Source organism: Arthrobacter sp. NPDC056727, from assembly GCF_042790555.1.
GTDB lineage: Bacteria > Actinomycetota > Actinomycetes > Actinomycetales > Micrococcaceae > Arthrobacter.
Genome location: NZ_JBHTZA010000002.1, coordinates 171,806 through 197,965 on the forward strand (window position 1 = coordinate 171,806; position 26,160 = coordinate 197,965).

Annotated in this window: 24 protein-coding genes; 14 read left to right on the forward strand and 10 right to left on the reverse strand. The window is 66.2% G+C overall.

Annotated elements, in window-relative coordinates; all coding sequences use genetic code 11:
- Nucleotides 1-115: 115 nt before the first annotated feature.
- Nucleotides 116-418: a DUF1540 domain-containing protein gene (locus ACFRAH_RS02580; protein ID WP_377989347.1), complete on the reverse strand. Its 303-nt coding sequence runs from the start codon at nt 416-418 to the stop codon at nt 116-118.
- A 346-nt stretch (nt 419-764) separates the two neighbouring features.
- On the opposite strand from ACFRAH_RS02580, the gene fdhA reads away from it, so the two are divergent.
- Nucleotides 765-1,976, forward strand: coding sequence for a formaldehyde dehydrogenase, glutathione-independent (gene fdhA / locus ACFRAH_RS02585; RefSeq protein ID WP_377989348.1), 1,212 nt, complete (start codon nt 765-767; stop codon nt 1,974-1,976).
- A 190-nt stretch (nt 1,977-2,166) separates the two neighbouring features.
- Nucleotides 2,167-2,463, forward strand: a complete 297-nt coding sequence (locus ACFRAH_RS02590; RefSeq protein WP_377989349.1) for a hypothetical protein — start codon at nt 2,167-2,169, stop codon at nt 2,461-2,463.
- Between the two features lie 38 nt (nt 2,464-2,501).
- Here the strand turns inward: ACFRAH_RS02590 and ACFRAH_RS02595 are convergent, their stop codons facing one another.
- Nucleotides 2,502-3,239 carry an HNH endonuclease family protein gene (locus ACFRAH_RS02595; RefSeq protein WP_377989350.1) on the reverse strand — a complete coding sequence of 246 codons (738 nt, stop codon included), beginning with the start codon at nt 3,237-3,239 and terminating at the stop codon, nt 2,502-2,504.
- Nucleotides 3,240-3,560: 321 nt separating this feature from the next.
- Here ACFRAH_RS02595 and ACFRAH_RS02600 point away from each other — a divergent pair, with 321 nt between their 5' ends.
- A complete protein-coding gene (locus tag ACFRAH_RS02600) occupies nt 3,561-4,106 on the forward strand; it encodes a YceI family protein (RefSeq protein WP_377989351.1) in 546 nt (181 codons plus the stop codon).
- A gap of 90 nt (nt 4,107-4,196) precedes the next feature.
- On the opposite strand, the gene ACFRAH_RS02605 is transcribed toward ACFRAH_RS02600, so the two are convergent.
- Nucleotides 4,197-4,928 (reverse strand): GntR family transcriptional regulator, encoded by a 732-nt coding sequence (locus ACFRAH_RS02605; protein ID WP_377989352.1) that lies wholly within the window; start codon nt 4,926-4,928, stop codon nt 4,197-4,199.
- Between the two features lie 154 nt (nt 4,929-5,082).
- On the opposite strand from ACFRAH_RS02605, the gene ACFRAH_RS02610 reads away from it, so the two are divergent.
- The 7 genes from ACFRAH_RS02610 (at nt 5,083) to ACFRAH_RS02640 (ending at nt 12,274) form a co-directional block, all read left to right on the forward strand.
- A complete protein-coding gene (locus ACFRAH_RS02610) occupies nt 5,083-6,498 on the forward strand; it encodes an MFS transporter (RefSeq protein WP_377989353.1) in 1,416 nt (471 codons plus the stop codon).
- Nucleotides 6,495-7,520: an L-idonate 5-dehydrogenase gene (locus tag ACFRAH_RS02615; RefSeq protein WP_377989354.1), complete on the forward strand. Its 1,026-nt coding sequence runs from the start codon at nt 6,495-6,497 to the stop codon at nt 7,518-7,520. Before ACFRAH_RS02610 ends, ACFRAH_RS02615 begins: the two co-directional genes overlap by 4 nt.
- 53 nt (nt 7,521-7,573) lie before the next feature.
- On the forward strand, nt 7,574-8,785 hold the full coding sequence (gene manD / locus ACFRAH_RS02620; RefSeq protein WP_377989355.1) for a D-mannonate dehydratase ManD: 1,212 nt from the start codon (nt 7,574-7,576) through the stop codon (nt 8,783-8,785).
- Between the two features lie 38 nt (nt 8,786-8,823).
- Nucleotides 8,824-9,780 carry a PfkB family carbohydrate kinase gene (locus tag ACFRAH_RS02625; protein ID WP_377989512.1) on the forward strand — a complete coding sequence of 319 codons (957 nt, stop codon included), beginning with the start codon at nt 8,824-8,826 and terminating at the stop codon, nt 9,778-9,780.
- Nucleotides 9,781-9,866: 86 nt separating this feature from the next.
- Nucleotides 9,867-11,252 (forward strand): mannitol dehydrogenase family protein, encoded by a 1,386-nt coding sequence (locus ACFRAH_RS02630; RefSeq protein ID WP_377989356.1) that lies wholly within the window; start codon nt 9,867-9,869, stop codon nt 11,250-11,252.
- Complete coding sequence (eda, locus tag ACFRAH_RS02635; protein ID WP_377989357.1) at nt 11,245-11,871, forward strand: bifunctional 4-hydroxy-2-oxoglutarate aldolase/2-dehydro-3-deoxy-phosphogluconate aldolase; 627 nt, start codon at nt 11,245-11,247, stop codon at nt 11,869-11,871. Before ACFRAH_RS02630 ends, eda begins: the two co-directional genes overlap by 8 nt.
- Before the next feature lie 205 nt (nt 11,872-12,076).
- A complete protein-coding gene (locus ACFRAH_RS02640) occupies nt 12,077-12,274 on the forward strand; it encodes a hypothetical protein (RefSeq protein ID WP_377989358.1) in 198 nt (65 codons plus the stop codon).
- 153 nt (nt 12,275-12,427) lie between these two features.
- Here the strand turns inward: ACFRAH_RS02640 and ACFRAH_RS02645 are convergent, their stop codons facing one another.
- The 7 genes from ACFRAH_RS02645 to ACFRAH_RS02675 all read right to left on the reverse strand — a co-directional run bounded on the left by ACFRAH_RS02645 (nt 12,428) and on the right by ACFRAH_RS02675 (nt 20,644).
- Entirely contained in the window at nt 12,428-13,624 is a 1,197-nt protein-coding gene (locus tag ACFRAH_RS02645; protein WP_377989359.1) for a TerC family protein, read from the reverse strand.
- A 73-nt stretch (nt 13,625-13,697) separates the two neighbouring features.
- Nucleotides 13,698-14,453 carry an ArsR/SmtB family transcription factor gene (locus ACFRAH_RS02650; protein WP_377989360.1) on the reverse strand — a complete coding sequence of 252 codons (756 nt, stop codon included), beginning with the start codon at nt 14,451-14,453 and terminating at the stop codon, nt 13,698-13,700.
- Nucleotides 14,454-14,584: 131 nt separating this feature from the next.
- Nucleotides 14,585-15,865 carry a dicarboxylate/amino acid:cation symporter gene (locus ACFRAH_RS02655; protein ID WP_377989361.1) on the reverse strand — a complete coding sequence of 427 codons (1,281 nt, stop codon included), beginning with the start codon at nt 15,863-15,865 and terminating at the stop codon, nt 14,585-14,587.
- 154 nt (nt 15,866-16,019) lie between these two features.
- A complete protein-coding gene (locus tag ACFRAH_RS02660; RefSeq protein ID WP_377989362.1) occupies nt 16,020-17,435 on the reverse strand; it encodes an aspartate ammonia-lyase in 1,416 nt (471 codons plus the stop codon).
- A 218-nt stretch (nt 17,436-17,653) separates the two neighbouring features.
- The gene (locus ACFRAH_RS02665) at nt 17,654-18,361 is read right to left on the reverse strand and encodes a FadR/GntR family transcriptional regulator (RefSeq protein WP_377989363.1); all 708 of its coding nucleotides are present in this window, start codon (nt 18,359-18,361) and stop codon (nt 17,654-17,656) included.
- A 40-nt stretch (nt 18,362-18,401) separates the two neighbouring features.
- Nucleotides 18,402-20,180, reverse strand: a complete 1,779-nt coding sequence (locus ACFRAH_RS02670) for a RecQ family ATP-dependent DNA helicase (protein ID WP_377989364.1) — start codon at nt 20,178-20,180, stop codon at nt 18,402-18,404.
- 146 nt (nt 20,181-20,326) lie between these two features.
- Complete coding sequence (locus ACFRAH_RS02675) at nt 20,327-20,644, reverse strand: YegP family protein (RefSeq protein ID WP_377989365.1); 318 nt, start codon at nt 20,642-20,644, stop codon at nt 20,327-20,329.
- A gap of 172 nt (nt 20,645-20,816) precedes the next feature.
- On the opposite strand from ACFRAH_RS02675, the gene ACFRAH_RS02680 reads away from it, so the two are divergent.
- From ACFRAH_RS02680 to ACFRAH_RS02695, 4 genes are all read left to right on the forward strand, one after another.
- Nucleotides 20,817-21,233, forward strand: a complete 417-nt coding sequence (locus tag ACFRAH_RS02680) for an ester cyclase (protein WP_377989366.1) — start codon at nt 20,817-20,819, stop codon at nt 21,231-21,233.
- Nucleotides 21,234-21,569: 336 nt separating this feature from the next.
- The gene (locus ACFRAH_RS02685; RefSeq protein ID WP_377989367.1) at nt 21,570-22,643 is read left to right on the forward strand and encodes a TM2 domain-containing protein; all 1,074 of its coding nucleotides are present in this window, start codon (nt 21,570-21,572) and stop codon (nt 22,641-22,643) included.
- 158 nt (nt 22,644-22,801) lie between these two features.
- Nucleotides 22,802-25,237, forward strand: coding sequence for a hypothetical protein (locus ACFRAH_RS02690; RefSeq protein ID WP_377989368.1), 2,436 nt, complete (start codon nt 22,802-22,804; stop codon nt 25,235-25,237).
- A gap of 148 nt (nt 25,238-25,385) precedes the next feature.
- Complete coding sequence (locus tag ACFRAH_RS02695) at nt 25,386-26,159, forward strand: SDR family oxidoreductase (protein WP_377989369.1); 774 nt, start codon at nt 25,386-25,388, stop codon at nt 26,157-26,159.
- The last annotated feature ends 1 nt before the right edge of the window (nt 26,160 follow it).

The window sequence follows — 26,160 nt, forward strand, 5'->3', positions numbered from 1 at the left end:
GGTTCCCGGTGCGCTGATTTGAATCTAGCAAGAGGCTCTGACAATCAGGCCGCACCGGCTCAGGCCGATCAATGCCGGAGCAGCGCCAATGGGGGACCCTATCTGCCCGCGCGGACTAGTGGGCGACCTTGTGGCCGTTGTGGGAGTAGGTGAGGCAGTCGGCGTTGTCCGGGCCGGGGCCAACATGGACTTCCGGCGCCTTGCACATCAGGTGGTCGTTGTGGACGCATTCCGCGCGCTGGCAGGCTCCGACTCCCGCGAGGACTTTGGGAAGGCCGCCGTGGGTGCCGGTGTCAATGAACGTGGCGCACGATGCGTGGTCTGTGGTGCCGCCGACCGTGATGGCCTCGGCGTTACATTCTGAGTGGTCGTTGAAGGAGCAGTTGGTGACGCTGCAATCGGCTACATGCGTGCTCATGGGATTCCTCCAAAGTTCCGGTCGCCCTGGCTGGGCGACTCGCTGTTCCCAACGTAGGCCCGAGGGACCGCATCAAAAAGACCCAATTGTGTTGCGTAATTGTCCTAATTGCAGAGCCGTGTCTCTGAGCCGCCATTAACTCCGCTGAGTGCGCGCTCTCAATTTACGGCCGGGCACCCATGGACCATGACGCGGGACCGTTCTAGACTGGCGTCACCCTCCACCTTTTAAGGCCCGACGGCGTCGTCCGGCCTTTCAGGGGAATGCCCTGGAGGGTGCATCACAACACTCATGAATTCACCGCCGATCCTTCAAGGGGAGGGTCTGTGACGCCAGGAGGAAAGAGATGGAAGGGAACAAAGCCGTTGCCTACAAGGGGCCCGGCAAGGTGGAGGTCATCGATATTGACTACCCCACTTTTGAACTTAAGGACGGGCCGGGCGTAAATCCGGCCAACGTGGGGCGCCAGGTTCCCCACGGCGCGATTATCAAAACAGTAGCCACCAACATCTGCGGATCGGACCAGCACATGGTCCGGGGGCGGACCACGGCGCCGCCGGACCTTGTGCTGGGCCACGAAATCACGGGTGAGGTGGTGGAAGTGGGGCCCGGCGTCGAATTCATCAAGGTCGGGGACATCTGTTCGGTGCCGTTCAATATTTCGTGCGGCCGCTGCCGGAACTGCAAGGAGCGCAAGACCGGGATCTGCCTCAACGTGAACCCGGACCGGCCTGGCAGCGCCTACGGTTACGTGGACATGGGCGGCTGGGTGGGCGGCCAGGCCAACTATGTGCTGGTGCCGTACGCGGACTGGAACCTGCTGAAGTTCCCGGACAAGGACAAGGCCATGGAGAAGATCCTTGACCTTGCCATGCTCTCGGACATTTTCCCGACGGGCTTCCACGGCGCAGTGACGGCGGGGGTCGGCGTCGGCTCCACCGTATACGTCGCTGGCGCCGGTCCTGTTGGACTTGCAGCGGCGACGAGCGCGCATCTGCTGGGTGCCGCCGTCGTAATTGTGGGCGACATGAACAGCGACCGGCTGGCGCAGGCGCGCAGCTTCGGGTGCGAGACGGTGGACCTGGGCAAGGGCGGGCCGGCGGAGCAGATTGAACAGATCCTGGGCGTGCCCGAGGTGGACTGTGCCGTGGATGCCGTGGGCTTCGAGGCGAAGGGCCACGGCCAGGGTGCCAAGGAGGCACCGGCCACTGTGCTGAATTCGCTGATGGACATCACGGCGGCCGGCGGCGCGCTGGGCATTCCGGGGCTGTACGTGACAGGGGACCCGGGCGGCATTGACGAGGCTGCGAAGAAGGGCGCGCTGAGCCTGAGCCTCGGTACGGGCTGGGCAAAGTCGCTGAGCTTCACCACGGGCCAGTGTCCGGTGATGAAGTACAACCGGCAGCTGATGATGGCCATCCTGAACGACCGCGTGAGCATCGCCAAGAACGTCAACGCGAAGCCGATTCCGCTGGAGGAAGCACCGAAGGGGTACGCCGAGTTCGACGCCGGCGCAGCCACGAAGTATGTGCTGAACCCGAACGGATACCTCAGCTGACGCAGAGCCGGAGTTGACGCAGGGACGTTGAAAGGGGGGGGGGGGGGGGAGGTGGTGCGGGGCCGCCTGGAGTTCCGGCACAAGGGCCGGGCAGCAGGCGGCCCCCATTGCCGTCGTCCGGGAGTAGGGCCAGACTCGTGGCATCACAGGCGAAGCCCAGGAAGCCGACCGACAGCCCAGGAGGAGATCCATGAACAGCCAGCCCGATGAAACACCGCTCGAAGTGCCGGAGGTCGACGCGTTCGAACAGCGCCAAACGGCGGGCGGGGAGTCCGGGGACGAGGAACAGCGGTCGTTGCCTGCGGACGTTCCCGAGGCGGACGCCCTGGAGCAGCGGACTCCGCTGAGGTCCAACAGCCCGGCCGCCCGCCCGGACCTTTCTGCCGAGGAAGCGGCCGAGGCAGACGCCATCGAGCAGGCCGCGGGGACGCCCGGCAATGACGAGGACGACTACCCGTTCGCGGGCGAGGCGCCGGAGCAGGGCTGAGCGGCGCTTGCTTGATCCTGCGCCTTGCCTGCCTCCGGTTATTTGCTTCCGGCTACCGTGCCGCCGCACTGGGCCAGGACCGAGGCCATCGCGGTGCGTTCGGCCTGGGTCACCCACAGCTTGTACTTCGCCTTGACCGAAATCTGGCGGGCGACGTACGGGCAGCGGTAGGCCCGGCTGGCCGGCAGCCAGGTGGCGGCGTCGCCGTCGGACTTCTGCTGGTTTGCGGGGCCGGAAACGGCCAGCAGGTTCAGGGGATCGTTGGCGAAGGCCGTCCGCTGCGCCTTGCTGAGCCGCTGGGCGCCCTTCTGCCACGCATCGCTGAGAGCAACCACGTGGTCGATCTGGATTGCGCTGCTCGTTTTGCTGCCGCGGGTGAAGGCGATGCTGGTGGCCGTGTAGGGATCCGCCAGAGAGCCGGTCAGGACAATGCAGTCGTGCGTTCCGGGCTTGAAGGTGGTGCGTTTGAGGTCGCGGGCCAGGATGTCGTTGCGGGTGTCGCAGCCGTTGTGGTCGGTGTCTGACCAGGCGGGGCCGAATTGCTCCCGGTCGTAGCCGGTTTTCGGTGCGCGGCCCTTGACGGGCAGGGTGGCGAGGAGGTCGGCCGCCTTGACGGCGTAGCCCGGCGCGGTGCCGGCTGATGTTCCGGTGACAGCGTCCGACGACGGCTGCCGGGTTGCGCTGAGAGCCCCGCCGCAGGCGGTGGTGGCCAGAATGACGGCGGCAAGGGCGCCGGCTGCAAACCAGTTCCTTCCGCGGGGCGGTGCGTGGTGCAAGGCGGTTTACTCCCGTGGCGCTGGTTCTCGATTCAACGATCGACTGTACCGGCCGGCGGGATGGAGTTGGCGGTGCCACGCGGATCGGATGCCAAAAACGCGGAGAGCCCCGCACTGCCAAACGGCTTTGCGGGGCCACTCCTAGCGGCAGGACCACCCCGGATGGGGGTTACGCGGTGGGCCTGTTCCTAGGTTAGGGAAGTTTCCTGAAAATTGGCTAGGAGTCTGTGGCGAAGGTTCTCATCCTTGACTTCACCGCCGGGCTAAACCAGTGTTGAAACCGCACTGACCAGCAGGTTTTTCCTTCAAAGGAGATGCGTCATGACTCTTCCCGCAGGCCTGACCCCCGGCGTCTGGACACTCGATATGTCCCACAGTGAGATCGGCTTCAGCGTACGGCACGCCGGGATCAGCAAGGTCCGCGGGCGGTTCCGGGAAGCAACCGGCGAAGCCCATGTGCGGGACTCCCTGGCCGATTCGTCACTGCATGCCACCGTGAGCACCGCCAGCTTCGACTCCGGTGACGCGAACCGTGACGCGCACGTGAAGAATGAGGACTTCTTCGACGTCGCGAAGTTCCCCGAGATGACCTTCAAGGGCACGCACATCGAGGGCGACGGCGAAGACTACACGCTCACGGGCGACCTCACCATCAAGGGCATCACCAAGCCCGTCGAACTCGAGGTCGAGTTCACCGGCATCGCCGTCGACCCGTTCGGCGCCACCCGCGCAGGCTTCTCGGCCGAGGCCGACATCAGCCGCAAGGAATTCGGCCTGACCTGGAACGCTGCCCTCGAGGCCGGCGGGCTGCTGGTGAGCGACAAGGTGAAGATCGCTCTGGAGGCCGCCCTGGTGAAGCAGGAGTAGACGGCCGGGCAGGGCAACGCGGGGTCACTTCGCGCCCAATAAACCGACTGAATTGGGCCGTAAGTGACCCCGCGTTGCTGTTGCCGCGGACTAGGAAAGCCGGGCGATGCTGCGCCTTACTGGGCGCGAGGCTGTGCCGTCTGAGAAGAGCTCGGGCGACGACGCCTGGATGCGTTTGACGTCCTCGAAGACGCCGCGCAGGTGCAGCCGCAGGGAGCTGTCGGCTTCGGGGCGGTTGTTGGCTTCGAGCGCGTCCACCACGGCGGTGTGCTGTTCGATCAGTGTGGACACCGGCCGTGTGTCGATCAGGCTGAGCCGCCGCGCGCGGTCGAGGTGGGCCTTGGCCGAGTTGACGGCGGTCCACGCGGACTCGTGCCCGGCCAGGCGCAGGAGCTCGCGGTGGAAGTCCTCGTCGAGCCGGAAGAACTCCTCGACGTCGCCGGCGGCTTCCGCATCGCGCTGCGCGGCAAGGATCCCGCGGAGTCCGGCGAGGGCAGCGGCATCCACCATCGCGTCGTTAAGGGACGCGCACTCGATGGCTTCGCGGACGAACTGGGCCTCGGCCACTCGGCCCAGATCCACGAGCGAGACGAACGAGCCGATCTGCGGGAAGACCTGCACCAGCCCCTCCTCGCGCAGCAGGATGAGGCTTTCGCGCACCGGCGTCCGGCTGACGCCCAGTTCCTGGGCGAGCTCGTTCTCGGACAGCGGCTCGCCCGGAGGGAGCTGCAGGGAGATGATGCGACGCCGGAGCGTATCCAGTGTCTGGTCCCGCACGGAAAGCCGCGGAGACTGCGCTTTTTCGGGTTTGCCGGTTGCCATGCATCCAGTGTAGCCATCGTTGACAAACTAGAATGGTAGTGCTTGTATGGTAGTCAGTAAGTGGCCGCCGGACAGCCCTCCTGTCCTCCAAGCCGGCCACAATCAGGCAGAACTCTCCACCTCCCCTTCTTCATCGCCTGCAAAGGAGCAACTGATGACCGAGAGCATCGCACCGCCCACCGCCAAGACCGAGTCGCGGACCACCAAAGACCTCGCAAGGGTGGCGGTTTCCGGCTGGCTGGGAACGGCCATGGAATTCATGGACTTCCAGCTCTACTCGCTGGCCGCCGCCATCGTCTTCAACAAGATCTTCTTCCCCGACGTGAGCCCCGTCATCGGCCTCATTGCCGCCATGGCAACCTACGGCGTCGGCTATGTGGCCCGCCTGGTCGGCGCCGTCTACTTCGGCCGGATGGGCGACAGGATCGGCCGCAAGAAGGTCCTCTTCATCACCATCGCCCTGATGGGTGCGTCCACCACGCTCATCGGTGTGCTGCCCACCTACGCCATGATTGGCATCTGGGCACCCATCCTGCTCGTCGCGCTGCGCCTGATCCAGGGCTTCGGTGCCGGCGCCGAAATCGCCGGTGCCACCGTCATGCTGGCCGAATACGCCCCGGCCCGCCGCCGCGGCATCATTTCTTCCCTCGTTTGCCTCGGCACCAACTCGGGCACCCTGGCGGCCTCGGCGCTCTGGGCCATCCTGGTGGGTGTCCTCTCCGAGGAGCAGCTGCTGAGCTGGGGCTGGCGCCTGCCGTTCCTTGCCAGCTTCCTGCTGATGATCTTCGCCGTCTGGATCCGCCGCTCCCTCAAGGAGAGCCCGGTCTTCGAGCAGCGTGAGGACGTCGTCGACGGCGTGGCACTCGCCAAGCGCGACCTCGCCGGAACGGCGGGCGAAGCAACCGAAGCCAAGGAGCCCCAGCGCAAGACCCAGTCCACCAGCACGATCGAAGCTGCGCTGCACCAGCGCAAGGGCAAGTCCTTCCTGATCGCCCTGGGCCTGCGCTTCGGACAGGCCGGCAACTCCGGCCTCATCCAGACCTTCCTCATCGGCTACCTGGCCACGGTCCTGCTCATGAACAAGTCCGTCGGCACCACGGCCATCATGATCGGCTCGATTATCGGCTTCGCCACCATCCCGCTGATCGGCATCCTGGGCGACCGCTTCGGCCGCCGGCCCCTGTACATCATCCTGAGCGCACTCACCGCCCTGTTCGCGATCCCCATGATGATGATGGTCAGCAGCGGCAACCCGACCCTGGTCACCATCGCCGTCGTCGCCGGCCTGAACCTGGGCGTACTGAGCCTCTTCTCGATGGAGAGCGTCACCATGGCCGAGTTCTTCGGAGCCCGCACCCGCTTCACCCAGCTGGCCCTTGCCAAGGAGATCGGCGGCATCCTGGCCACGGCCATCGGCCCGATCCTCGCCGCGACGCTTACCGCCGTCACCGGGCACTGGTGGCCGCTGGCCGCCATGCTCATCGGCTACTCGCTGATCACCCTGGTGTCCGCCGTCGTCGGCCCCGAGGTCCGCGGCCGCGACATGGTCCGCCTGGAAGACGCAGCATGAAAGCCGTTGTTGTCCACGGTGCCGACGATCTCCGCATCGACGAACGCCCCGAGCCCGTCGCCGGGCCGGGGGAGGTGGTCCTCGACGTCGAGTGGGGCGGGATCTGCGGATCCGACCTTTCCTACTGGCGCCACGGCGCCTCCGGAACCGCGCAGCTGAAGTCACCGCTCGTCCTCGGCCACGAGGTGGCCGGCCGGATCGCCCAGCTGGGCGACGGCGTGGAAAACCTCGACGTCGGCCAGCCGGTCACCGTCCATCCCGCCGAACTGGTGGGGGACGGGATCATGCCCGCGCGGCTCAGCGGCCGGACCAACCTGTACCCGCAGATCCGGTACTTCGGATCTGCGGCCTTCGATCCGCACACCGACGGCGGCTTCAGTGAACGGAAACTGGTCCGCGCATCGCAGGTCCGTCCGCTTCCCGACGGCGTGGACACCCTCCGCGGGGCACTGGCCGAACCGCTCGCCGTCGCCCTTCACGCCGTCGGCCGGGCCGGGAACCTGGCCGGCCGGGATGTGCTGGTCAACGGAGCCGGGCCGATCGGCTCGCTGGTGATTGCAGCCGCCAAATACGCCGGTGCACGGACGGTCATCGCCGCGGACATCAACGACGCCTCGCTGAAGATCGCTGCGGCCATGGGCGCGGACGAGGTCCGGAACCTCTCCGGCGGGGCAACGCTGCCGGAGGACGTGGAGCTCGTATTCGAAGCCACCGGCATCCCGGCTGTGCTGGGCGGCGTGCTCCGGGCCACGGCCCGCGGGGGGACGATCGTCCAGGTGGGCAACTTGCCCGGCGCCCCGGCCCCTGCCGCCCTCGGGGACCTCGTGACACGGGAGATCACCTGGATCGGGTCCTACCGGTTCGCTGACGAGATCACAGACGCGCTCAAGGCGATGTCCGAAGGCCTGGACGTCTCGCCCGTCATCACCCACAAGTTCGGCATCGACCAGGCGGCGGAAGCCATGCGGGTTTCCGCAGACCCCGCCGCCGGCAGCAGCAAGGTCATGCTCCGCCTCTTCTGACCCACCCGACTCGCCTCAACCCCCACACCACCCTGAAGTAAAAGGACCAACCAGTGAAGATCACCGACGCACGCGTAGTGGTTTCGTCGCCAGGACGGAATTACGTCACGCTCGTTATCGAGACCGAGGACGGGATCACCGGCATCGGCGACGCCACCCTCAACGGACGTGAACTCGCCGCGGCGTCCTACCTGTCCGAACACCTCTGCCCGCTGCTGATCGGCCGCGACGCCCGCCGCATCGAGGACGCCTGGCAGTACTTCTACAAGGGTGCCTACTGGCGCCGCGGACCCGTGACCATGACCGCGATCGCCGCGATCGACGTCGCACTCTGGGACATCAAGGGCAAGGCCGCCGGCATGCCGGTGTACGAGCTTCTTGGCGGAGCCGCCCGCGAGGGCGTCATGGTCTACGGCCACGCCAGCGGCTCCTCGCTGGAGGACCTCAGCGCGGACTTCCAGCACCACCTGGACCTCGGGTACAAGGCCATCCGCGCGCAGGCCGCCGTGCCGGGGCTGGAGAAGACCTACGGGATCGCGCCGGTGGACGGCAGGACCTACGAGCCAGCCAGCGGCAACATCCCGCAGGAGGACCTGTGGGAGACCACCGCGTACCTGGACTTCGCGCCGAAGATGATGGCGCATGTTCGCGAGCAGTTCGGCTACGGCGTGCACGTCCTGCACGATGTGCACCACCGGCTGACGCCCATCGAGGCCGGCCGGCTGGGCGCTTCGCTGGAGCCGTTCCGCCCGTTCTGGATCGAGGACCCGACGCCGGCCGAGGACCAGTCCGCGTTCCGCCTGATCCGCCAGCACACCACCACGCCGATCGCCGTCGGTGAGGTGTTCAACTCGATCTGGGACTGCCAGCAGCTGATCACCGAACGGCTGATCGACTACATCCGCACGTCGGTCTCCCACGCCGGTGGCATCACTCACCTGCGCCGCATCTTCTCGCTGGCGGACCTGTACGGGGTCCGGTCCGGCTCGCACGGCGCCGGGGACCTCTCCCCGGTGTCCTTCGCCGCCGCGCTGCACGTGGACATGAGCATTCCCAACTTCGGTGTCCAGGAGTACATGGGCCACCGCGACCCCGCCAACGAGGTGTTCAAGACCTCCTACACCTTCACCGACGGCTACATGCACCCCGGCGACGCACACGGCCTGGGTGTGGAGTTCGACGAGGAGGCGGCCGCCGCGTTCCCGTTCGACCCCAAGTACCTGCCCATCAACCGCCGCCTCGACGGGTCGGTGCATGACTGGTGAATAACCCCACAGAAACACAGCCGTTCGACGTCGTCGCCATGGGGGAGATCCTGCTCGAGGTGGCCACCGACGTCCCGTTCGGGCACGGCGTTCCCGCACAGCTCGGCATCTCCGGTGACGCGCTCAATGTCGCCGCGGCTGCTGCTGCGGCCGGCGCCCGCACCGCGCTGCTGGCAGTACTGCCCGACGACGACCTCGGCCAGGCGGTCGCCGCACGGATCGCTGAACTCGGCATTTCCACCGGACTCCTGAAGTTTCGCAAGGGCCAGCAGGGCGTGTACCTGGTGCACTGCGACCCCGACGGGCGGCGCGAGTTCTCCTACGCACGCAGCGGCAGCGTCGGCTCCACGCTGGGGCCGGACGACGTCGACGCCGAGGTGTTTGCCGCGGCCGGAGCGGTGATCGCAGGCGGCATCGCCTGCGCCATCTCGGCTTCGTCCCGCGCCGCCGTTTACAGGGCAGCCGAGGTTTCCCGCCGCTTCGTGTTCGATCCCAACTACCGCCCGCGGCTCACCTCCGTGGAGGACGCGACGGCGGCCGTCACCGGGCTTGCGCCGAAGGCGTTCCTGGTCACGCCCTCCTTCCCGGGGGAGACGTCCGCACTGCTGGGCACCTCCTCTCCGGAGCAAGCGGCGGCTAAGCTGCGCTCGCTGGGCACCGCGAACGTGGCGGTGACGTGCGGGTCCAAGGGGATCCAGCTGGAAAGCGACGCCGGGTCCGCCTGGATCGATGCCATCCCTGCGCCGGCCGTGGTGGACCAGACCGGAGCGGGCGACGCCTTCGTGGGCACGCTGACCGCGCGGCTGGTCCTTGGCGACAGCCTTCCCGAGGCAGCCCGCTATGGCGCGGCCGCGGCTTCGCTCGTGGTGGGCGGCAAGGGCGGCACCGGCTTCATTCCGGGCTTCGAGCAGACCCGCGCCCACGCCTTGGGGGCAGAGACTCCGACGGCACAGGCTCTGGGGACACCTGAAGGAGAGCTGTCATCGCACGCCTGAGCAGTGCCACCCTGGGCAGCAGCCTGCCTCATGCGGCAGAGTTCCCCGGCGCCGCGCTCCGGGCCAAAGGCCTGAAGCCTGGCATCGTGCACCTCGGCCTGGGCGCTTTCGCCCGCGCCCATACCGCCGTCTGCACCGAGAACGCCATGCTGGCCAGCGGCGAAACAGGCTGGGGGATCACCGGCGTCACCCAGCGCTCGGACACGGTTGCGCGGCAGCTCGCCCCGCAGGACGGGCTGTTCACCGTGGCCGAACGGGGCGACGGTGCGGCGCCGCTCCGCGTAGTTTCCAGCATCGTGGACGCCATCTCGGGACGTGACAACCCGGCCGCCGCCGTGGACCGGATCGCCGCGCCCGAGACTCTGGTGGTCACGCTGACCATCACGGAGAAGGGCTACCGGATCGACCCGCAGACGGGATCGCTCAATTTGGCGGATACCGACGTGCAGGCGGATCTCGAGGGGCGGGCGCCGCTGACGGCCGTCGGGCAGATTGCCCGCGGGCTGCAGCAGCGCTCCCGGACCGGCGCCGGCCCTCTCACCGTGGTCTCGTGCGACAACCTTCCCGGGAACGGCGAACTCACCCGGAGGCTGGTCCGCGCCTTCGCCGCGGCACTGCCGGCCGCCGAAGCCGGGCCGCTGCTCGCCTGGCTGGACGCCAACGTCACGTTCCCCAGCACCATGGTGGACAGGATGGTGCCGGCCACGACGGCGGGTGACCTGGACGCCGTCGAACGTGAACTGGGGCTGCGGGATGAGGCCGCCGTGGTGGCCGAGCCGTTCATGCAGTGGGTCATCGAGGACAACTTCGCCGCGGCCCGTCCGCGCCGGGAGGACGCCGGGGCGCTGTTCAGCAGCGACGTTGCGGCCTGGGAGGCGGCCAAGCTGCGGCTGCTGAACGCGAGCCACTCGCTGCTGGCGTACCTCGGCCTCGCCGCGGGCAGGAAGACCATCAGCGACGCCGTGGCCGAGGAGGCGTTCTTCACTGCCGCCCGGCGCATGATGGCCGAGGACGTCCTGCCCACCATCACACTGCCGGAGGGCCTGGACGCGGACGAATATTGTGCCCAGGTGCTGACACGTTTCGCCAACCCCGCCCTCGGCCACACCACGGCCAAGGTGGGCAGCGACGGTTCGCAGAAGATCGGCCTGCGCCTGCTCAGCACCGTGCGCGGCAACCTCGACGCCGGCCGCGTACCCCGGTGGGCGGCGCTCGCCGTTGCCGCCTGGATGCGGCATGTGGCCACCACCCCCGCGGACGAACTCAACGACCCGCTGGCTGATCAGCTCTCCGCGGCGCTGCCCGTCTCGAAGTCAGCGGCCGACGTGGTCCCCGCGCTGCTGGGCTGCCGCAGCGTCTTCGATCCGGAACTCGCTGCACACGCCGGCTTCGCGGACCTGCTCATCCACTGGTACAGCATCATCGACACGCACGGGCCGGACGGCCTGAGAAAAGAGATCACCCATGGCTGACGCCACCAGCGTTCTGAACGTCTCCCCGGTCATTCCCGTGGTGACCATCGACGACCCGCAGCATGCCGTTCCGGTGGCCCGGGCACTGGCCGACGGCGGCGTCCGGATTATCGAGCTCACGCTGCGCACTGAAACGGCGCTCACCTCGCTGAAAGCCATCGCCAACGAGGTGCCGGACATCCTCGTCGGCGCCGGCACCATTCTTACTCCGGGCCAGGCGGACGACGCCGTGGCCGCCGGCGCGCAGTTCCTGGTCAGCCCTGGCGTCACCCCGGCCCTGCTGGACCACATGCTCTCCCTCGAGGTGCCGGTGCTTCCGGGCGTGGCCACGGTGGGCGAGGTGATGGCTGTGCTGGAGCGCGGACTGGACACCATGAAGTTCTTCCCTGCCGGTCCTGCCGGCGGTCCGTCCTACCTTGCGGCCATCGGGGCACCCGTCCCGCAAGTGACGTTCTGCCCGACCGGCGGCATCAGCCTGGCAACGGCGCCGGACTACCTGAAGCTGGCCAATGTCAGCTGCGTCGGGGGCAGCTGGCTGACGCCGCGCGCCGCCGTCGAAAGCGGGAACTGGCAGCAGATCACGGACCTGGCACGGGAAGCGGCGACCCTCGGCGCCTAACACTCCTCCGATCGACTTAGCAGCAACGCGGGGTCACGTACCGCCCAATAAACTCTCCGAATTGGGCGGTAAGTGACCCCGCGTTGCTGTTGTCCGCGTCTAAAACTCCGCGGTAGCCATGCCCAGTGGGCGGGCGTAGAGTCGGGAAAGACCGGCCCTCAAACCGGTCGCAGCCTGAACAGACGCACAACCAAAGGAGTTCATCATGAACTTGGGCAACATGATCAGGAATGCCGCAGGCCGAATCTCCGGACGGACCACGCACGGAACCACCGGCGGATACGCGCGCGGATACACCCGGGGCACCAGGCCCTACACTGCCGGACGGACCTCTTCCATGGGTCGCGGCCGCACCGCTGAAGGACTCGGCGACAAGATCCGCCACTTCCTCCACAGGCACTGACGCTGGAGTGCCCGCCTGTCTCTGAGATTCGAAAACACCAACGCGGGGTCACTTACCGCCCAATAAACCGACGGAATTGGGCGGCACGTCCCCACCCGCCACCTAGCCTCGCAAGCTCGGCCAGGGAACCCTGCGGGCGTGGGCCCTGGAGGGCTACTTTTCGCCGGCGCGCTCGAGTGCCTGGTCGTGCTCGGTGTGCGCCTGGCGGATGAGGTCCATGAACTCGGTCTCGTTCCGAATGAGGCGCTTGTACTTCTCCGGGAGCTGTTTGAGGCCCTGCTCCTCGTGGACCAGCTTGTCGAAAATCCGCTCGCGTTCGGCGATGTCCGTCTCGTAGTTGAGGTCCACGTATGTGGTGGCGTGCCGCCTGGCGCCGGAGACCATGGTCTTGGCCTTGCCCTTGGGGCTGAGGAGGGAACCGATGATGGTGACGGCGAGGACGCCGAGGATCACGCTGAGCGACAGGCCTGTGCTGATTTCGAGGACGTTGACGTGCTCGCCGTCGTTGATGAACGGCAGGTTGTTCTCGTGCAGGGCGTGCAGGATCAGCTTCACGCCGATGAAGCCGAGGATGGCGGCGAGGCCGTAGGAGAGGTAGATGAGCCGGTCGAGGAGCTCGTCGATGAGGAAGAACAGTTGCCGCAGGCCCATGAGCGAGAACGCCGTGGCCGTGAACACGATGAACACGTTCTGCGTCAGGCCGAAGATGGCCGGGATGGAGTCCAGCGCGAAGAGGATGTCCGTGGCGCCGATGGCCACCATCACCAGCAGCATCGGGGTGAGGACCTTCTTGCCGTCAACCTCGGTGAAGAGCTTGTCGCCGTCGAAATGCTCGGAGGCCGGCAGGAACTTCTTGGCGAGCCGGACCACCAGGGTTTCTTGCTCGTCGTCGTGGTTGTCGGGCTTGAGCAGGTTGCCGGCGGTGACCAGCAGGATCAGCCCGAAGATGTAGAACACCCAGGCGAAGCTGTTGATGAGTGCGGCGCCGAGGAAGATGAAGCCGGTCCGGGCGAGCAGTGAGAAGACGATGCCAAACAGGAGCACCTTCTGCTGGTCGGCGCGCGGGACTTTGAAGCTGGACATGATGATCAGGAAGACGAAGAGGTTGTCCACGGACAGCGCCTTCTCGGTCACGTAGCCGGCGAAGTACTCGGTGCCCATCTTGGAGCCGCCGAAAAGCCAGACGCCGAGGCCGAACACGAGCGCCATGCCCACGTAGATGGCCGACCAGGTGGCGGATTCCTTCAGGGACGGCGTGTGGGCCTTGCGGACGTGGAAGAAGAAATCGAACGCCAGGAGCGCGACAATTCCGGCGATCGTGATGATCCAGACGATAGTGGGAACTTCCATGCTGCCTCTTTCCTGAATGTCATTCGGGCGGAGCGCTTGGAATCAACCCTACCGAGCTTTGGCGCCGGACCTCTCAGCCGTACATCAGAGAGCCCGGCGTGGTGAGCTTTTCCCCTGTCTCGAGCCAGGTCTTCAGGCCGGAGAGGATCATCGGCCAGCCGCCGTAGAGCTGTTCGTTGGCGCCTTCGCGGAGCTGGTCGTGCGTGACGGTGAGGTGGCAGGAGTCGTCGCCGACCGGCTCGATCTCCCAGGTGACCCGGGAGGTGCCTTCGGCCTTGACGTCCTCGCCCCACAGCGCGCGCATGGTCTGCACCAGCCGGCGCGGGGGATCGACCTCCAGGTTCTCGCCCTCGCCCAGCAGTTCCCCGGCCTTGGGGTTGCCCATCTCGAAGCGGGAGCCCGGCGTCCAGTCCGACTTCACCGTGTTTCCGAACTGGTACTTGCTGCGGATGTCGCTGTCCGTGATGGCTTCCCAGAGCCGTTCCGGGGTGGTCTTGATGTAGATTTCGAAAATCTTTTCCATGGGACTTTCCAATCGGGTCTTGAGGTCGCTAAGCGCAGCGGCCCATGGTTCTGCATATTTGCTCACCCACCGGTCGTGGACGAGCCTGATGGGCACCGGATTGAGGAAGTGCAGCTTCTCGCGGCCGCGGCGCCGGGTCACCACGAGGCCGGCCTCTTCCAGGATCTTCAGGTGCTTCATGACGCCGAACCGGGTGATCTCGAACCGTGCCTCCAGGGCGCTGAGGGGCTGGCCGTCCTCAAGGAAGAGCGCGTCCAGTAACTCCCTGCGGATGGGGTCGGCGAGGGCCTTGAATACGGCGTCCACATGGCCAGAATAGGTGACTATTTGGTCACATGTCAACGGTCTGAATGCCTTCTCGAACCAGCTGGCAGCCGGCTGGCCGGGCCCGGGGACGTTGCATCAACCCAGACCCGGCCTGCCTGATGAGAACGTGGTCAGTGCACCGCGTCTTCCAGCTTTTTGGCCTCCTGCACGTCCCGCTCTTGGAGCGAGGCCTCTTGAGGCGCAGCCTTTTCGTGGTTCCGGCCGATGACTGCAGTGGCGATGGCATTTCCCAGGATGTTGGTGGCGGTGCGTCCCATGTCCAGCAGTTGGTCGATCACCAGCAGGACACCAATGCCGGCGGCAGGGATGCCGAAGGCGGGGACGACGGCCGCGACGACGACGAGCGACCCTCGCGGCACGCCGGCCATGCCTTTGCTGCTGAGCAGGAGCATTGCGGTCATCGCGATCTGCTGGCCCAGGTCCATGTCGATGCCGTAGGCGTTGATCAGGAAGACCGATGCAAAGGTCATGTACATCATGGAACCGTCCACGTTGAACGAGTACCCCAGGGGCAGCACGAAACCGGTTGTGCGCTTCTCGATGCCGAACTTGGTCAGGCCGTCGATGAGCTTGGGCAGGGCGGCCTCACTGCTGGAAGTGGCGAAGGCGATCACCATGGGTTCACGCACCATCCGGACCAGCCGGAAGGCTGCCTTTCCGAGGAAGACAACGGCGACGCCCACCATGATGACCCATAGGGCGGAGAGGGAGACGTAGAAGCCGCCGATGAACGACGCGTAGGTGGCAAACGCGTCGAAGCCCTGGGCGGTGAAGGCCGCCGCGATGCCCGCGAAAACGCCCACTGGCGCAGCCTTCATCACATAGCCGGTGACCTTCAGCATGACGCCCATCAGTTCATCGATGGCATCCGCGATGGAGGAGCGGCCCGTCTTCCGCAGGTTCAGTAGGGCGATGCCGAAGAGGGCACCGAAGACGAGGATCTGGAGCGGGTTGTTTTCTGTGAGGGCGGCGAAGACGCTAGTGGGGATGATGTGGGTGATGAACTCCTGGTAATCGAGGGCCTTCGTTTCCATGCCTGCGTCACCTCCCGGCACCAGGTGGAGGCCGGCGCCGACATTGAGAAAATGCGCAGTCAGGAAACCGAAGGCGCCCACAAGGGCGGATGCGGACAGGAACCAGATCATCGAGCGGCCAAAGAGTTTTCCCACGCCCGCGGATTTGGCTGCTCCCGCGATGCCGGAGGCCAACGTCGCGAAGATCAGCGGGGCAATGATCATCTTGATGAGGTTCAGGAACATGTGCGTGACGGTGTCGAGGACAGCAACGACGGATTCGCGCGTGTCATCCGGCAGAAGCCAGTGGAAGAGCAGGCCGCTGAGGATTCCGAACACGAGCGCTGCCAGAATCCACATTGTTGATTTGTTTTTCATACTCAGTCCTTGCGTAGAGGCCGGGCCGGGGCCCGGTGTTGGAACGGCCCTCGTCATCGGGTTCCGTTTTCTCTGTGGTCTGTCAAGATTTTGGGCACGACGGCGTGCCCCGGCGCCCTTGATCGGGCGGGCTAGAAGGTGTGTGTGTTGGCCGTTACTTGCTGAGGTTTGCCAGGCGTTCGGGGCTGAGGAGCTCCTGCAGCTGGGTTTCGGTGAGCAGTCCGTGTTCCAGGACCAGTTCGGCCACGCCGCGGCCGGTGGCCAGGGCTTCCTGCGCGATGGCGGTGGCGGTGGCGTAGCCCAGGTGCGGGTTGAGGGCCGTGACCAGGCCGATGGACTGTTCCACGGTGAGGCGCAGCCGTTCGGTGTTGGCGGTGATGCCGCGGACGCAGCGGGCCGTGAGGGTGCGGCAGGCTGCTTCGAGGTGCGAGATGCTTTTGTGCAGGCTGTGCACGATGATCGGTTCGAAGGCGTTGAGTTGGAGCTGCCCGGCTTCGGCGGCCATGGTGATGGTGACGTCGTTGCCGATGACCTCGTAGGCGACCTGGCTGACCATTTCCGGGATCACCGGGTTGATCTTGCCGGGCATGATGGAGGATCCGGACTGGACGGCGGGCAGGTTGATCTCGCCGAGGCCGGCGCGCGGTCCGGAGGAGAGCAGGCGGAGGTCGTTGCAGATTTTGGAGAGCTTGACGGCCACGCGTTTGAGTACGCCGGAGAGGTGGACGAACGCGCCTACGTCCTGGGTGGCTTCGATGAGGTCGACGGCGGTGACCAGGGGCAGCCCGGTGATCTCGGCGAGGTGGCGGCAGGCGGCCTCGGCGTAGCCGGCGGGGGCGTTGAGTCCGGTGCCGATGGCGGTGGCGCCGAGGTTGATCTCGTGGATGAGCAGGTCCGCCTCGGCCAGGCGGAGCCGGTCCTCGCCGATGGTCACGGCGTAGGTGCCGAATTCCTGGCCCAGGGTCATGGGGACGGCGTCCTGGAGCTGGGTGCGGCCCATTTTGACGACCGTGCGGAATTCGAGGGCTTTGGCGGCGAAGGCCTCTTCGAGTTCGGCCAGGGCGGAGAGCAGCTCGCGGGCGGCGAAGATGGTGCCGAGCTTCACTGCGGTGGGGTAGACGTCGTTGGTGGACTGGCTGAGGTTCACGTGGTCGTTGGGGTGCAGCCGGGCGTAGTCGCCCTTGGGGTGGCCAAGGATTTCCAGGGCCCGGTTGGCGATGACCTCGTTGGCGTTCATGTTCGATGACGTTCCGGCGCCGCCCTGGATCACGTCAACGACGAACTGTTCGCTGAGCGCACCGTTCATCACATCGGTGCAGGCCTGTTCGATGGCTGCGGCGCGTTCGGCGTCGAGCAGCCCGAGTTCGAGGTTGGTGCGGGCCGCCGCGAGCTTCACGGCGGCGAGGCCGCGGACCAGGTGCATGTTGGTGGAGAGCGGCTGGCCGGTGATGGGAAAGTTTTCCACGGCGCGGAGCGTGTGGACGCCCCAGTATGCGCCGGCGGGGATGTCGCGGTCACCGAGCAAGTCGTGCTCGGAGCGGACGTCGTGGTCGGTGTTGATGATGGTCAAAGGGGGTCCTCACGGCTTCGTTGACGGGATTGGACGGAAGAATCAGTGTCTGCGGCGGGGATGGTTGACGCCCGCGGTGCACAAGTCTGGAGCACCCGCGTTCCGAACAGGGCACGGGGTTGGGGCAAACGACGGGTGAGCTGAACCGGAATACGGCCGGCGCGGTTCGGTCACATGGTCTGGGCAGCGCGGCTCTCGGGAGACGGCCGGATCGTCGGTCAGTTCCTGCCTTCGGGCACGATGCTGCCCAGCGCGCACTCCACGCCGTGCAGGTGGCGGGTCATGGCCCTGGAGGCTTCCTGCGCGGATCCGCGTTCGATGGCAGCAAAAATCCGCGCATGTTCACGGTCGGATTCCTTCCGCCGGTCAGCTACGAGGTTCAGCGTGCTCGACTGGTCGCCCATGGCCTCGCGGATGTCCGTCAGAACCCCCACGAAGACCCCATTGCCGCTGCACCGGGCGATGGTGGCGTGAAATTCAGCGTTGAGGACGATCCACTGCTGGAGATCATCTTCATCCGACATGGCCTCAAGAATTTCGCGAAGCGCCTCCACGTCTTCAACAGTCCGGCGTTCGGCAGCAAGGGCAGCGGCGGGCACTTCGATGTGGGGCCGCGCCTCGACCAGGTCACGGGCGGAATACTTGCCGAGCTTCAGATCCTGGACGGCCCGGTCTGCGATGACGAAGGTGCCCTTGCCGGTGTAGGTGGCCGTCAGGCCGAGCGCGTTGCACGACTTCAGCGCTTCCCGGACCATCGACCGGCTGACACCGTACTGCTGGGCCAGCGATGCCTCTGAATCAAGCCGGGCTCCCACGGGGATCTTGCCGGCTTCAATGGCGTTTCGAAGAGAAGCGAACACGGCTTCGGCGGCGCCGACCCGGATAACTTTATCTTGTCCAACTGTCCAGCTGTCCAACAGGTTCATGCTTCGAATATGGCATGCATCACTCAGGTGTGTCAACGTGTTACGGCGTCGCCAGCGTCAGCAGCTTTCCGTCGGTCACGGCCCGGCGGGAGAGCGTCTTGTAGCCCTCCTGCTCGAACAGCACGGTGATCACGTCCTCCTCGTGCCGCATCACGATGCCCGCGCCCCATTCCCGGTGCACCACGGCGGCCTGGAGCGGGAACGGTTCGCCGCCAGCGGCGGCCGCGGCGCCGTCGTCGTAATCCTCCTCGTAAGCGGAGCCGTCGGCGCAGTTGTCGCAGTTGCCGCACGGCTCGGGCAGGTCCTCGCCGAAGTAGCCCAGCAGGAACTGGCGCCGGCAGGCGTCCGTCTCCGCGTAGCCGCGCGCCATCTCGATCCGGGAGCGGTCCACGCGCTGGCGTGCTTCGGCGAGTTCGACGGCGTGCTCCACCACCTGGGGCAGCTTGGCGTCCGTTTCCAGGCGGATGCCGCGCTTGCCCGTCTTGACGGACCGGGTCTCCTGCAGCTGGTTCAGCAGTCCGGTGAGCCGCCGCGCGGGGATGCCGGTTTCCTCGGCGAGCGCCTTCTGCGTGACCGGGCCGCCGGCGGCGCACAGGGCGGTGAGGACGGCGAGCAGCGCGTCCTCGTCCGGTTTGTGGGTGCCGAAGAACCTGCGCAGGCCGAGGTCCTCGGGCCGGTAGTGCAGGACGGCGGTTGCGGGTCCGCCGTCGCGGCCGGAGCGACCGATTTCCTGGTAGTAGGCGTCCAGGGACTCGGGAATGTCGGCGTGGATCACGAAGCGGACGTTGGGCTTGTCGATGCCCATGCCGAACGCTGTGGTCGCCACCACCACGTCCAGGTCGTCGTCGAGGAACTGCTCGTGCACCTCGTCCCGCTCGCTCTGCTTCCGGCCGGCATGGTACGCCGCGGCCCGCAGCCCGTGCCCGGCGAGTTCGGCCGCGTAGGATTCGGTGTCCTTGCGGGTGGCGGCGTAGAGCAGGCCGGGGCCGTTGAGCGTGGCGTGCAGCTCGGCCGCCTGCTCCACCGCCACGCGCTGCTTGTCGCGGTCCTGGAGATGCCGGACGACGCCGAGCCGGATGTTGGGCCGGTCGAAGCCGTTAACCAGGACCAGCGGGTCCTTCATGCGCAGGCGCTGCTGGATCTCGTCGCGGACCGGGGGAGAGGCGGTGGCGGTCAGGGCGGCGACGGGCGGGTTGCCGAGCTGCCCCCGGACCTCGCCCAGGCGCAGGTAGTCCGGGCGGAAGTCGTGCCCCCAGGACGAGACGCAGTGGGCCTCGTCCACCACGAACAGCGGAACATCCAGCGCGGCCAGCCGTTCCACCGTCTCCGGCTTGGCCAGCTGCTCGGGTGCGAGAAAGAGGAACGCGGCGTCGCCCCGCTCGGCTGCCTCCCACGCGTCCTCCACCTCGGAATCCTTCCGGCCCGAGTTGATGGCGACGGCGGTCTCCCCGCCCAGGTCCTTGAGCAGCCCGTCCAGCTGGTCCTCCTGCAGCGCAATGAGCGGGGAAACCACGACGGCGGGACCGCGCCTCCCGGTGTCGGCTGACGTTTCGCTGTGGCCGCCGTGGATGAACAGCGCTGCCACCTGATAGATGGCCGACTTGCCGTAGCCGGTGGGCATCACGGCGAGGACGTCCCGGCCGGAAACAAGGGCACTCATCCCGGCGAGCTGGCCGTCCCGGAGCCGGGGCAGGCCGAGCCTGTCGGCGGCGATGCAGCGGAGGGTGGATTCGGCGGATTTCTCGGTGACGGTTCCAGCTGAATCCGTTGGGGCGGCGGCTGCGGGACTTCCGGTGGTGGGAGCGAGGGCTTCGGTCATGGTGGCAGCTCCGTAGGGGCGTTCCAGGGGCCGGGTGTCTTCAGCCGTGAATCCACACTAGCCCCCGGCCCGCGCCAACGTCATGCCCCGGCTGGGGCAGCCCACCGGGTCCCGGCCGGGTCAGCCCACCGGGTCGATCCGAACGGTCACGAGCGCAGGCCCCGGAACGATGGTCCTCGGACCGCCTCCGCGCGATCCGCGGCCGGGAACCGCGTGTGGGAGTGGATCCTTACGGTCGCGTGGCCGTGCCGGGACTTGGGGATGATGACTTCGCCGTGGCCGCCCCGGCTCATGTCGCGGATGAGGCCTGTTCCGGCGATCTCCCGGGTGTAGGAAATCCCGGCAACAGCAGCCTGCTTCGTGGGGTATGTGACCGAGGTCGCCACCAGCTTGCCTGTGCCATCCAGAAGCCTGACCCGGAAGCCGCCGTCGGAAGCATCGATGATTTCGAAGTGTCCAGCCATGACAATTCCCTCCATTCGCGCTGCGTTTCCTGGCATGTCCCCTAGGTACATTTTGAACCCGTTCGCGCCCGGATGGCCGACGAATTCGGGAAGCAATCGGCCATTGAAGCCTTACCGGGGTGGGAGGACAATGCAACTGCCATATTCAGCCACAACCTCAAAGGAGACGGAGATGGCTGGCGGAAACGGACTGATCAAGCGTTTTTACGACGAAGTGCTGACGGGCGGAAACCTGGCGATCATCGACGAGATGGTGGCGGAGGACGTCGTCGACCATGAGGAGGGTTTTCCCGGGCAGCCGCCGGGGAAGGAAGGCGTGAAATTCTATGTGAACGCGGTCCGGACAGCGTTTCCGGACCTCGCGGTCAAGACCTCCGAGCCGGCGCTCGCCGACGGGAACCTTGAGGCCGCGCACGTGACACTGACCGGAACGCACCAGGGCGACTTCGCCGGTGTGCCGGCCACGGGCAAGTCGGTGGAATTCTCGGGCATCGACATCATCCGCGTAGAGAACGGCAAGGTGGCCGAACACTGGGGATCGACGGACACACTGAGCCTCATGCAGCAGATCGGAGCGGTGCCGAAATAGGGGTGTTCCAGGGCACTTTTTAGGGCGCAAAAGTACGACGACGGCGGGCGGCGGCCGCCGTCGTCGTACCTCTTTGCGGCGCGTCGGCGAGGACGCGCCGTGGCGTCCCCGCATGCCCTCCGGAAGGCCTGTATTATCCCTTCAGGGGGCGGTGACGCCAAAGCGTCAAACTGGGGGACAGCAGCAGATGTGCAAGCCATAAAGCCTTAATAAAACAAGGCCTTTTGAAGCCATGTGCCCGCCCAGCCTTTCCGCACCTCCCCCCTCCGCACTGCCCACCCTTCTTCCTCCGCCACCTCGGTGACCCCTGCCGTCGCCTGCCCTGAAAGGACCGCAATGAGCCTCCCCGGCCCAACCCCGCCGCCGCCCTCCGACTACACCACCTACGGTGCGCCGCAGTATGCCAACGGGCAGTTGTTGGACGGGCAGAACGCTGGGCAGGCGTATCCGGGACAGTACGGGGCCTTTCCGGGGCAGTACGGAGCGGAACCGCAGAAGTCCTTCCTGGCCACATGGCTGTTCTCGCTGCTTTTGGGCGGGCTGGGCGTCGACCGTTTCTACCTCGGCAAGATCGGCACGGGCATCGCCAAGCTGCTGACTCTGGGCGGCCTGGGCTGTTGGTCACTGGTGGACCTGATCATCACGCTGGCCGGGAAGCAGACGGACAAGAACCGCCGGCCGCTGGCAGGGTACGCGCAGCACAAGAAGGTGGCCGTTGTGGTCACGGTGGTCTATGTCGTGGTCAGTCTGGTGATTAGCGTGTTCGTCGGAGTTGCCTCTGCCGCTGTTGTCCGGCAGGCCGCCACCCCGCCGATTATCTCTGCGGCACCCGTCACGCAGGAGAGCGCAAGTTCCTCAGCGGAACCGACCACCACCGAGCCGGCCGCGGGCGAGGACCGGCCGCACCTGACGGCGCAGACGCTGACGGGCACCGGCGATGCCGTCAAGACCGTTGACCTCAAGGGCCTCCCGGCCGTGGCGACGTTCACCTGCAAGGCCTGCAGCGGCAACACGGTCCTGGAAACCAACGGCGCGGAGATGCTGCTGGTCAACACCGTCGGCGCCTACACCGGTTCGCACCTCGTGGACACCAGTGCGGGCGCTCCCACCACCGAGTTCAACATCAGCGCCGATTCTGCCTGGACGCTGAAGATCGAGGACGTCGACACCGTGCCCTCCACCTTGGACAAGGCCTCCGGCCACGGGGACACAGTCCTCTACTGGGACGTGGCCACAGACAAGGCAGCCATCACCAACAAGGGCGAGGGCAACTTCGTGGTGCAGGGCTTCGGCAGCGAGGTTCCCGAACTGCCGGTCAACAAGGTCGGCGACTACAGCGGCACCGTCAAGCTCACCCCGGGCTTCGTGCAGGTCAACTCCGACGGCGACTGGACCATCACGCCGAAGTAGGGTTCCCTCGTCTCCATGGCGCCCCGCGGGACCTGGCATTGTGCCGGGTCCCGCGGGGCTTTTTGCGTCCGCTGGTTGAGCTTGTCGAAGCCATGGTCTTTTCCTTTGTTCAGGCGAAGAGCACAATGTCCGTGGGACTCCGAAAGCCGGCGATTTACATGGGTACAGAACTTTCGAAGGCGTCTGCTTCGATACCCGAGGTGATTTCAGAAGATCCGATTGAGCGACACCGCCGGTTGGCGTTGGCTGGTGCCCTGATTGTTGCGGCGCTCCTGGGACTGGTCCTCGTTTTCCTGCTTAGTCCGCGGTCTGCCGGCTCGCCGGCGGCTACTGCACCACCATCCATTGCGGCGCCCACTCCTGTCCCGGAGCCTACCGACAGCCTCAGGAACCTGTGCGATAAAGCGAACCAGTTGACCCAAGGTGGTAACCCGGCTGAAGCCCTCGCCCTGATCGAGAAAATTCGTGGCCAGGTGCGCAGCCCCGCGCTCGCTGCAACCACGGCTTGCGAGGCGCAGCGGCTGGCGGCGGTCCTCAAGAGCCAGGAGCCGCCAAAAGCGAAGACACCTACCTATGCCCAGGACGTTGGCGCCAACTGGGACCGGTTCACCACAGATTGGATAAACCCCTTGGTCAAGGCCGGACCAGCACTGCTGGGGCTGATCGCAGCTTTCCTGGTGTTAGGGAGGCTGCTTGTCTTCGTGCCGAAGATCTCGGGAGCCAGGAAGAGTCCGGCGGACCGGGCAACTCTTGCGCTCGCGGGGCTGGTGTTGATCCTGCTCGGTTCCTCCGTAATCGTCTCGTCGCCTGCATGGGATGAGAACGGCGTCCTTACAGGGGGCGCCGCCGGGCAGATGGTGACCGGTGGCCTGCTGGCCCTGTTCGGTTCCGTGGTGTTTGCCGTCTACCTGAGCAGCCGGCTGCGTGTGTCGCTGGATGTGCGGGACACCAAGGGCGAAACTAGCAAGGTCGATGTATCGCGGATCGGTGCCTTGCTGCACGAGCTTGGCGGCGATGCGCCCCGTGGACTGGAAATACCTGAAGGGGCCGACGTGACGGCGCTGGGCACTGACACATTGCCCCTCACCTTTACCAACAAGGTGCTGGCTGCGGTTCAGAAGGTCCTGATCTCGATCTTCGGCGTCGTGCCGTGGCGGGTGGTGGTTTCCTCCGCCGATGACAACTCGCTGACCGTGGCGATGGCCCGAAACGGAGCCAGCGTTGGCGCCGCCACGATTGCCAGGAACGAGCTGCATTTGGCTATTGGGACGAGTGGAGGCGCAGGCCGGGACATCACGAGCGCGGCGGCCGCCAAATCGGATAGCGCCGCAGAGCTGGAACTGCACAAGATGGCGGCGGCCTACATCCTCGTGATGCTGGCCAGGAAGCATTACGGATTCAGCGGGCTGTGTGGGACCACGGACTGGCGGAGTCTCGGATTGCACTACGTAGCAACCACAGATAACGCCATGGACGACGAACGGGCAAAGAAGCTGCTGGGTGCCGCCATCGACTACGACGCGGGCAACATGCTCGCCGAGGTGGCGCTGCAGCACCGGATGTTCCGGGAAAGCACCGACGCACCGACAGTCCAGACATACGCAGAGTGGCTGTTGCGCCAGTCGCGGATAATCAGGTCCGGCATCGATAACGGAGAAAAATCGGCGGCGGGCTATACACCGTTGCGGTACAGGATCGAAAAGACGTTCCTCAGCATGGTGCTGAATCTGCCGCCCGATGCGGCGGAATTCGACGGCCTCCGCTCTGAGGCAAGGCAGATGGCCAAGAAGATGATTGCGGACCTCGACCCTGCGCGGCGACCCTTGGTCGCCGGAACCTTGGCCCAAACGATGCGCCTGGATGCCGCACTGGCCCACCATGACTTGCTCGTGTCGGCAGGTTCCACGGTCCCGGAGCTCGATGACCTGTGCAAACAGGCACTCGTATCGGTGGCCCCGCACACCGCCTACAACGCAGCGTGCAGCCTGGCCAGAAACAAAGCTCCCGAATCCGAAGTGACGCGGCGGCTCGGGTATGCGTTCGCCGATTCCGCTAACAAGGACTGGGCGCGGAAGGATCCTGAGCTGGCGGAACTGCGGAAGAAGGAGGACTTCCTGCACTTCCTGGGCGTACAGCCGCGGGGGGACTTCTGGAAGCTGGAGCCGTTCGAGCCCTATGAAAAACGGCTGCGGGAGGCCGGGGTCGCAACGCCCGGGGACCTGTACCAGAAGGAAGTGGGACAGAGCGCCGTAAGCGCCTACCTCAAGGTGAGCCCGCTCGTGCTCAAGCGGCTGTGCAGGCTGGCCGCTCTGGTGCGGCATGCCGAAGCTGTGCCCGGCCATGGGGATGCCTGGCATATCTACCCGCTCCGGGTGGAAGTGGTGAGCGCCTTGGTGCAGGCGGGGATCGAGTCTCCAAAGGACATCCAGGATCCATGGATAGCTGACATGGCCTCGGACATGGCCGGTTCCGGCGATCCGGGCCCGTTCGTCGCTGGTCTGAGGAACACCATCCGCCGTCGCATCCTTCGGGCCCCAGATGCCGGTCAACTGAAGGAGTGGCTGCGCCAGCTGAAGGACACACACGACATCTGAACGGACACGTGAAGAAAATAAGATTATGTACTCAAATGAGAAAACATTCTTGTATTTAACCGAGTCCGCACATAGGCTGGGAAGGAACCACATTTCGCCGCCGCATTGAAGCGCGGCGCCTTACGAGGCAGGCACGAAGGAAGCGCTGATGAACCCCACACCCTTTGATCTCACGGGGCGCCGCGCCCTCGTCACCGGCTCCTCCCGGGGCATCGGTCAGGCACTCGCGGCCGGCCTGGCCGCCGCCGGGGCCAGCGTGGTGCTCCATGGCTTCGACGCCGAACGGCTGGAGCGAGCGCACAAGGACTTCGCCGAACGCTTCGGCCCGGACCGCGTCGATGCCGTGGCCTTCGACATCACCGACGAGGACTCCGTCGCGCAGGGCATCGCCCACGTAGAGGAGAACCTGGGCGAGCTGGACATCCTGGTCAACAACGCCGGCATCCAGCACCGGGTCCCGCTGCTGGACCTCGCCGTCGAGGACTGGAACCGGGTGATCAACACCGACCTCACCAGCGCCTTCCTGGTGGGCCGCGAGGTTGCCCGCAGGATGCTGCCGCGGGCCCGGGGCAAGATCATCAACATCGGCTCCGTGCAGTCCGACCTGGCACGCCCGACCATCGGCGCCTACACCGCCGCCAAAGGAGGCCTGCGGAACCTGACCCGCGCGATGACTGCCGAGTGGGCGGGCGCCGGCCTGCAGATCAACGCGGTCGCGCCGGGCTACATCCACACCGAGATGACCCAGGCCCTGGTGGACGATCCCGAATTCAACAGCTGGATCTGCAAACGGACTCCGGCCGGCCGCTGGGGAACCGTGCATGACCTCATGGGCCCGGTACAGTGGCTCGCCTCGGATGCTTCGGCGTACGTCAACGGGCAGACGATCTTCATCGACGGCGGAATGACGGCGGTGGTCTGAC